Raw genomic sequence first — 7,175 nt, 5'->3', positions numbered from 1 at the left:
GACCGGGATGGACGTACCGCTGGTGTACCAGTTGTTCCGCCAGGAGCACCGCTGGGTAGCTATGTACGGAAGGGATAAGCGCTGAAAGCATCTAAGCGTGAAGCCCCCCTCAAGATGAGATTTCCCAATTAGTAAGACCCCTTGAAGACGACGAGGTAGATAGGTTGGGGGTGGAAGTGCAGTAATGCATGGAGCTGACCAATACTAATCGGTCGAGGGCTTATCCTAAGAATAAAACGCAAAAGAGTTTCGGATCCAGTTTTCAGGGTGTAACCTTGAAACAAATGCTTAATATTCCCTGATAGCTCAGTTGGTAGAGCACTCGACTGTTAATCGAGTTGTCACAGGTTCGAGTCCTGTTCGGGGAGCCATATGGAGAGGTGTCCGAGTTGGCCGAAGGAGCACGATTGGAAATCGTGTAGGCGCCAAAAGCGTCTCGAGGGTTCGAATCCCTCTCTCTCCGCCATAATTCATTTGTAGCATGGCCCGTTGGTCAAGGGGTTAAGACACCTCCCTTTCACGGAGGTAACAGGGGTTCGAATCCCCTACGGGTCATAAAAATATCATAAAAAAACTTGCAATAAAAATTTTATTATGGTATAATATGAAAAGTGTTTCGGTGTGGAGGCTTAGCTCAGCTGGGAGAGCATCTGCCTTACAAGCAGAGGGTCGGGGGTTCGAGCCCCTCAGCCTCCACCATTTGAAAATTTAATATTTATTATTGTCGCGGGGTGGAGCAGTTCGGTAGCTCGTCGGGCTCATAACCCGAAGGTCGCAGGTTCAAATCCTGCCCCCGCAACCAATTAAAAATTATTATGGAACTGTGGTGTAGAGGCCTAACATGCCTGCCTGTCACGCAGGAGATCGCGGGTTCGAATCCCGTCAGTTCCGCCATTAGTATTATAACGTGTAATGAAGAGCCTTATTCTAAGGCTCGGTAGCTCAGTCGGTAGAGCAGAGGACTGAAAATCCTCGTGTCGGCGGTTCGATTCCGTCCCGAGCCACTTTTAATTGAATATTTTATGTGCCGGTGTAGCTCAACTGGTAGAGCAACTGACTTGTAATCAGTAGGTTGGGGGTTCAAGTCCTCTCGCCGGCACCATTTTTGGAGGATTAGCGAAGTGGCCAAACGCATCAGACTGTAAATCTGCTCCCTTACGGGTTCGGTGGTTCGAATCCATCATCCTCCACCAGTTTTATAGGGGCATAGTTTAAAGGTAGAACAACGGTCTCCAAAACCGTTGGTGTGGGTTCAATTCCTGCTGCCCCTGCCAATTATTCATTACTTGCGGCGGTCGTGGCGAAGTGGTTAACGCACCGGACTGTGACTCCGGCATTCGTGGGTTCAAGCCCCATCGGCCGCCCTTTACTTATTGGGGATTAGCCAAGCGGTAAGGCAACGGACTTTGACTCCGTCATGCATAGGTTCAAATCCTATATCCCCAGCCATCTTTATGCGGACGTGGCTCAGCGGTAGAGCATCGCCTTGCCAAGGCGAGGGTCGCGGGTTCGATTCCCGTCGTCCGCTTTGTTACACTCTGGCGCCATAGCCAAGTGGTAAGGCAAAGCTCTGCAAAAGCTTTATTCCCCAGTTCAAATCTGGGTGGCGCCTCCATAATTGAATACGCCGGCGTGGCGGAATGGCAGACGCGCTCGACTCAAAATCGAGTGGGAAACCGTGGAGGTTCGAGTCCTCTCGCCGGTATTAACTAAAAGAGTTCATTAGAGACATTCTCTAGTGAGCTTTTTTTATTTGAGCTTTAGTACCCCACTCATTGCTTGAGCTGAAGACACCTTTGAGTTGTATTCCAAATGCGAATAAATATTTGCCGTTGTTGCATAATCGCTGTGGCCTAACCATTCCTGAACTTCTTTCATGCTTACCCCTAATACATCTACATAAATATACTCCAGGTATTCAAGACAATAAGAATTGTCAGAAGATAAGCGATAGGATTCCTGTTATTCCTTCATACGAATCAGAAGCTCATAGAACGTGTCCACCAGTGGCAGATTACCGGATAGAGTAGCCGCTTTTACTCTTACAGCATATCTTCGTTTTCAACCGCGAGTGCTTGTCCTTCCATATGATAATTCTTCCTGGCTTCCTGAAGCAAGATTTCGGCTCTTTTCTTGGTTCCTTTTATCTTAAGCTCCGTAGGGATCCATTTTGGTTATCGTTTACCATTCTCATCTTTACAGTTAGGCGGATGTCCCGTTACGCTTTCTCCTCTTCCAACAACTCCAGAGGGTGAACCCGATCCTTTTTCAAATACCGGTTGAGCTTCGGAATGGAATTGCTACAAAAGTGGTAGCTGAATCCGCCGATGGATTGCTTTAGCGCCCAGAAGGTACATTTGTTTTTGAACCGGGCGGTATAAAGTTCAATGATCTAGGTTGTCTCCAGTGTCAGATCGGTGCTGGCTAGAATGGAGGATCGCCTGTTCGGATTCACCAGCAAAAACCACAGTTTTTGGTTACTCTTTGGCCCCATAACATATCCAGACACAGGTAACTGACGGATTATTCATTGCCATACATGCTCGCGATAGCGTACTCAAACGCGGCGATACAGCTTTAAAACAGCTCGGCCAAGCACCACCTTCGTCCTCTTTTTACGGTAGCGACCCCAGTCTGTGGCAGGTGTACCATGACGTTCATAGGCAACGGTATTGGACTTGGCTTCGGTTACCAGATCCATCCGGATGCTGCCGAATTGGTTCCATTGTTCAACCCCCGCAAAGCAGGATTGATCAGAGGTATTTAAAACTATTTCCGGGACGTGCCCTAGTAAAAACACAGCATGAGGCCTATGACAATGACAACAAACCCGTGAAATGCGACTTCAAAATTACGTCACATTCAACACAATTGATATTGATTATCAATATCAATTGTGTTAATATAATTTTGTTTACTAGTGAACAAAAAAATCTAATGGAGACACTGAACTTGGTCTCAACTACTACAAAAGAGGGGAGATTGGGAAATTGGAGTTTCAAAATCATTTTAAAGGTCATCTTTACGAGCAATATATTAAAATGCTACATCTGAATGAGCTGTATACTGAACAAGAATTTAACTCGTTTCGGCAACAGGCCAGAAAGTACCAGATTGACATGCTTTCCAACAATATTACTAGTGTGCACGTTATTGATTGCATTGGTGATTATGAACCGATAAATCATACCGGGATTGTGGAGAAGATGGGGTTGTCCAAAGCTAGCATTACTAAAATTAGTGCAAAGCTGCTGGAAATGGGCTTCATTATGAGAAGTCAACTGAACAGCAATCGTAAGGAGATTTACTTTAGTTTAACGGATAAGGGAAGACACGTTTATCATTTGCATAAAGAAATGCACAAAGAAAAAGAAGAAAGGTTTTACCAATTCATTGAATCCTATTCAGAGGTTGAGCTGCAGACTATTGGAAAATTTATGAGTGATTTGGTGGCGCGTGCCGAAGAATACTCCGAAGGGAAGTTTACGATAAATGACGACATTAAAGATTGAGGAATTAAGATCCAAGATTGAAGGGAAAGAAATTTTAAAAGGGCTCACACTGGAGATTCATGGCGGAGAGATTCATGCGATTATGGGGCCTAATGGGACGGGAAAAAGTACATTGGCTTCAGCTTTAATGGGCCATCCCAAATATGAGGTTACTGGCGGTAAGGTGACATTGGACAATGAAGACCTTCTGGAGATGGAGGTGGATGAGCGTGCCCAGGCAGGCTTGTTCCTCGCTATGCAATACCCAAGTGAAATTGCTGGCGTGACCAACTCGGATTTTCTCAGAAGTGCCATCAATGCACGGCGTGAAGAAGGCGATGAGATATCCCTAATCCGTTTTATCCGTGAAATGGAGAGCAAAATGAAGGGGCTGGAGATGAACCCGGAATTTGTGCATCGTTATTTGAATGAGGGATTCTCTGGCGGTGAAAAAAAGCGGAATGAGATTTTGCAAATGATGCTACTTGAACCCAAGTTTGTGATCCTGGATGAAGTGGACTCAGGGCTTGATATTGATGCACTGCGTATTGTGGCCAATGGCGTAAATGAGATGCGCAGCCCGGATAGAGGCTTTTTAATCATCACCCATTATCAACGACTGTTGAATTATATTACCCCGGATTTTGTGCATGTCATGATGCAAGGCCGGATAGTTAAATCTGGCGGTCCGGAGCTTGCCCACCGTTTGGAGGCTGAAGGGTACGATTGGGTGAAGGAGGAACTTGGGATTACGGATGAGACGGTAAGGGATGCTTAAAAGCCGGAGAGGAGGAACAGCACGTGGATATACAAGCTAGAGTTTCAATGAATGTGGACGATTTACGCGCATGGTCAAGCGCTAAGGATGAACCTCGTTGGCTGATTGAACGCCGCGTTCATGCACTCGAACTGGCAGGGACGCTGGAGTTGCCTAAAGTGGAGAAAATCAATCTTGAAAAATGGGATATCTACGAAAGTGGAGATTACAAAGCTGAGAATGCGTGGTCTAGTTTGGAGGAAGCGCCGGAGGTTGTTCGAGGTTTGGTTGCTTCTCCGGTGAAAGGCGGACTAATCGTTCAGCTCAACTCGGATGTAGTGTATACGAAATTGTCCGAGAGCTTAGCCGCCCAGGGAGTCATTTTAACGGATCTGCATACTGCGGCAAAAGAGCATGAGGAGCTGGTTCAACGTTATCTCTTTCAGGCAGTAAAGCCAGAAGAACATCGTTTATCTGCTGCACACAGTGCCTTATGGAGTGGTGGCGTTTTTCTATATGTCCCAGACGGTGTAGAGGTTGAAGCACCTATTCAAGCGATCTTTCTTAACGATAAAAGCGGTGTGTGTTTTGCTCCTCACGTCTTAATTGTGGCAGGGAGCAACAGCAAGATCACTTATGTGGATAATTGTGTATCGAGTGGTGATGATGTCAAGGTATTGCATAACGGTGTGACGGAGGTCTTCGCGGGGGCGGGCTCAAAGGTGCAAGTAGCTTCGGTTCATCAGCTTGCTGTAACTACAACAGATTTCACCCAGCGACGGGCGGTCGTTCTTGCTGATGGGGGTGTGGAATGGATTATCGGTGAGATGAACAATGGTAATACCGCCAGCGATACCAAGACTTTGCTACAAGGCAACGGGGCGGTCTCCGACAATAAGGTGATTGCTATTGGCACGGGCAATCAAAAATCGAGCTATACAACTCAAGCTCAGCATTTTGGCAGAAGCTCGGTAAGCCAGATGATTACGCGTGCAGTCATGCTTGAAGAAGCTACGGCCATTATCAACGGCATTACAAAGATTGAAAAAGGTGCAACCCATTGTGATGGTCAGCAAACAGAACGCGTGCTTATGCTAAGTCCTAAAGCTCGCGGCGATGCCAATCCGATCCTGCTGATAGATGAGGATGATGTAACCGCGGGTCATGCTGCATCCGTGGGGCAAGTAAATGCAGAGCAAATCTATTATCTGATGTCGCGCGGGATATCACGGAGTGAAGCCGAACATCTTGTTATTTTCGGATTTCTCGCTCCTGTCATTTCGGAGATCCCGCTGGAAGGTGTTCGCAGTCGCCTAAAAGATTTAGTGGAAAGCAAGCTCGGCAGATCATAGCAAATCAAAATGAATCTTGAAAGGTTAAAAAGGAGTGATACCAATGGCTAAAAAAGCACCAGATATGGGCGAATATAAATATGGGTTTCGCGACAAGCACCAGTCTATTTTTCAATCTGGAAAAGGTCTGACGGAAGAGATTGTCCGGGAAATTTCCCGAATCAAGGAAGAGCCGGAGTGGATGCTCAATTTTCGGTTGAAAGCTTTGAATCAATTCTACAAAATGCCGATGCCTGAATGGGGAGCGGATTTGACCGAGCTAAATCTTGATGACATCCAGTATTACGTTCGCCCTTCTGAAAAACAGGGAAAGACCTGGGAGGAGGTTCCTTCCGAGATCAAAGCAACCTTTGACAAGCTGGGAATCCCTGAAGCGGAGCAAAAGTTCCTGGCGGGCGTATCCGCTCAATATGAGTCGGAAGTAGTTTATCACAGCATGCGGAAAGAGCTGGAGGATCAGGGCGTTATTTTCCTTGATACGGATAGTGCATTAAAGCAATACCCCGAAGTGTTTAAGCAACATTTTGGGACGATCATCCCTCCCGCCGACAATAAATTTGCGGCGCTTAATAGTGCGGTTTGGTCAGGCGGTAGCTTTGTATACATTCCGAAGGGTGTTCAGTGCGAGGTACCTATACAAGGTTATTTCCGTATTAATTCTGAAAATATGGGTCAATTCGAGCGGACATTAATTATTGCCGAAGAGGGCAGCTTTGTCCATTATGTTGAAGGATGTACAGCACCTATTTATAGTACCAGTTCTCTGCATAGTGGAGTTATTGAAATTATTTGCCGGAAAGATTCCCGTGTCCGTTACACGACCATTCAGAATTGGGCTCCTAATATCTACAACTTGGTAACCCAAAGGGCTGTGGCAGAAGAAAATGCCACAATGGAATGGGTGGACGGCAACATCGGCTCCAAGGTAACAATGAAGTATCCGGCAGTATTATTGAAAGGACGGGGAGCCAAGGGGTCCATCCTGTCTATTGCCGTAGCCGGTAAAGATCAGCATCAAGATGCTGGCGCGAAGGTAATTCACCTTGCTCCCGAGACAACATCTACGATTATATCCAAATCCATCAGCAAGCAGGGCGGAAAAGTAAACTACCGAGGGTTGTCCAGCTTCAGCCGCGATTCCGCAGGGTCCAAGTCCAATATTAAGTGCGATACGTTGATATTGGACCACATGTCAACATCAGATACGATTCCGTACAATGAAATTAAAAACGATCAGATTACTTTGGAGCACGAGGCAACAGTATCCAAAGTGTCCGAGGAACAATTGTTTTACTTAATGAGCCGCGGGCTTACAGAACAAGATGCTACACAAATGATTGTAATGGGCTTTATTGAACCGTTTACCAAAGAATTGCCAATGGAATATGCCGTTGAAATGAATCGGTTGATTCAATTTGAGATGGAAGGAAGCATCGGTTGATTCATTAATTTAATAGATCAAACCTTTATCATTCTTTAAAGAAGTGCGAGGTGCTAGTAATGAAGAAAAATAATTCGGACGATTCAGAACTAGCTCAAATTACGCGAGAGATACGAAAACTTCAGTTCTGCCTC

The 7,175-nt window shown here is 46.0% G+C and carries 6 protein-coding genes, 15 tRNA genes and 1 rRNA gene; 20 read left to right on the top strand and 2 right to left on the bottom strand.

Annotation, left to right across the window (positions count from 1 at the left end; all coding sequences use genetic code 11):
• The 16 genes from ACWA2B_RS13820 to ACWA2B_RS13745 form a co-directional block, all read left to right on the top strand.
• Positions 1–228 (top strand): 23S ribosomal RNA (locus tag ACWA2B_RS13820); the annotation flags it as partial.
• Between the two features lie 67 nt (positions 229–295).
• Positions 296–371: transfer RNA gene (locus ACWA2B_RS13815), tRNA-Asn, on the top strand.
• Between the two features lie 3 nt (positions 372–374).
• A tRNA-Ser gene (locus ACWA2B_RS13810) sits at positions 375–466 on the top strand.
• Positions 467–483: 17 nt separating this feature from the next.
• A tRNA-Glu gene (locus ACWA2B_RS13805) sits at positions 484–555 on the top strand.
• Between the two features lie 68 nt (positions 556–623).
• Positions 624–699 (top strand) — tRNA-Val (locus ACWA2B_RS13800).
• Positions 700–725: 26 nt separating this feature from the next.
• Positions 726–802, top strand: a tRNA-Met gene (locus ACWA2B_RS13795).
• A gap of 15 nt (positions 803–817) precedes the next feature.
• A tRNA-Asp gene (locus ACWA2B_RS13790) sits at positions 818–894 on the top strand.
• Positions 895–931: 37 nt separating this feature from the next.
• Positions 932–1,004: transfer RNA gene (locus ACWA2B_RS13785), tRNA-Phe, on the top strand.
• 22 nt (positions 1,005–1,026) lie between these two features.
• Positions 1,027–1,102, top strand: a tRNA-Thr gene (locus tag ACWA2B_RS13780).
• 5 nt (positions 1,103–1,107) lie between these two features.
• A tRNA-Tyr gene (locus ACWA2B_RS13775) sits at positions 1,108–1,193 on the top strand.
• Positions 1,194–1,200: 7 nt separating this feature from the next.
• Positions 1,201–1,274, top strand: a tRNA-Trp gene (locus ACWA2B_RS13770).
• A 17-nt stretch (positions 1,275–1,291) separates the two neighbouring features.
• Positions 1,292–1,364, top strand: a tRNA-His gene (locus ACWA2B_RS13765).
• 10 nt (positions 1,365–1,374) lie between these two features.
• Positions 1,375–1,449, top strand: a tRNA-Gln gene (locus ACWA2B_RS13760).
• Positions 1,450–1,456: 7 nt separating this feature from the next.
• Positions 1,457–1,528: transfer RNA gene (locus ACWA2B_RS13755), tRNA-Gly, on the top strand.
• A gap of 12 nt (positions 1,529–1,540) precedes the next feature.
• Positions 1,541–1,615, top strand: a tRNA-Cys gene (locus ACWA2B_RS13750).
• A gap of 11 nt (positions 1,616–1,626) precedes the next feature.
• Positions 1,627–1,705: transfer RNA gene (locus ACWA2B_RS13745), tRNA-Leu, on the top strand.
• Positions 1,706–1,749: 44 nt separating this feature from the next.
• Here the strand turns inward: ACWA2B_RS13745 and ACWA2B_RS13740 are convergent.
• Both ACWA2B_RS13740 and ACWA2B_RS13735 read right to left on the bottom strand, forming a co-directional pair.
• A complete protein-coding gene (locus tag ACWA2B_RS13740) occupies positions 1,750–1,878 on the bottom strand; it encodes a hypothetical protein (protein ID WP_258012605.1) in 129 nt (42 codons plus the stop codon).
• 679 nt (positions 1,879–2,557) lie between these two features.
• The gene (locus ACWA2B_RS13735) at positions 2,558–2,701 is read right to left on the bottom strand and encodes a hypothetical protein (protein WP_161627025.1); all 144 of its coding nucleotides are present in this window, start codon (positions 2,699–2,701) and stop codon (positions 2,558–2,560) included.
• Positions 2,702–2,990: 289 nt separating this feature from the next.
• Here ACWA2B_RS13735 and ACWA2B_RS13730 point away from each other — a divergent pair, with 289 nt between their 5' ends.
• The 4 genes from ACWA2B_RS13730 to sufB are packed head-to-tail and all read left to right on the top strand — an operon-like array spanning position 2,991 to position 7,041.
• A complete protein-coding gene (locus ACWA2B_RS13730; protein ID WP_029518160.1) occupies positions 2,991–3,512 on the top strand; it encodes a MarR family transcriptional regulator in 522 nt (173 codons plus the stop codon).
• Positions 3,493–4,269 (top strand): Fe-S cluster assembly ATPase SufC, encoded by a 777-nt coding sequence (gene sufC, locus ACWA2B_RS13725; RefSeq protein WP_029518161.1) that lies wholly within the window; start codon positions 3,493–3,495, stop codon positions 4,267–4,269. Before ACWA2B_RS13730 ends, sufC begins: the two co-directional genes overlap by 20 nt.
• 23 nt (positions 4,270–4,292) lie before the next feature.
• Complete coding sequence (gene sufD / locus ACWA2B_RS13720; protein ID WP_449292294.1) at positions 4,293–5,600, top strand: Fe-S cluster assembly protein SufD; 1,308 nt, start codon at positions 4,293–4,295, stop codon at positions 5,598–5,600.
• 43 nt (positions 5,601–5,643) lie between these two features.
• Positions 5,644–7,041 carry a Fe-S cluster assembly protein SufB gene (sufB, locus tag ACWA2B_RS13715; RefSeq protein ID WP_341039996.1) on the top strand — a complete coding sequence of 466 codons (1,398 nt, stop codon included), beginning with the start codon at positions 5,644–5,646 and terminating at the stop codon, positions 7,039–7,041.
• Positions 7,042–7,175 lie beyond the last annotated feature (134 nt).

The sequence above is a fragment of the Paenibacillus sp. CMM36 genome, assembly GCF_053570945.1.
Note: the sequence above shows the minus strand (reverse complement) of the source record. Positions and strands in the feature narration are given on the sequence as shown.

Coding starts and splice junctions, on each gene's coding strand:
- sufC (WP_029518161.1), top strand. CDS start 3,493: ATGACGACATTAAAGATTGAGGAATTAAGATCCAAGATTGAAGGGAAA.
- ACWA2B_RS13740 (WP_258012605.1), bottom strand. CDS start 1,878: ATGAAAGAAGTTCAGGAATGGTTAGGCCACAGCGATTATGCAACAACG.
- sufB (WP_341039996.1), top strand. CDS start 5,644: ATGGCTAAAAAAGCACCAGATATGGGCGAATATAAATATGGGTTTCGC.
- ACWA2B_RS13735 (WP_161627025.1), bottom strand. CDS start 2,701: ATGGATCTGGTAACCGAAGCCAAGTCCAATACCGTTGCCTATGAACGT.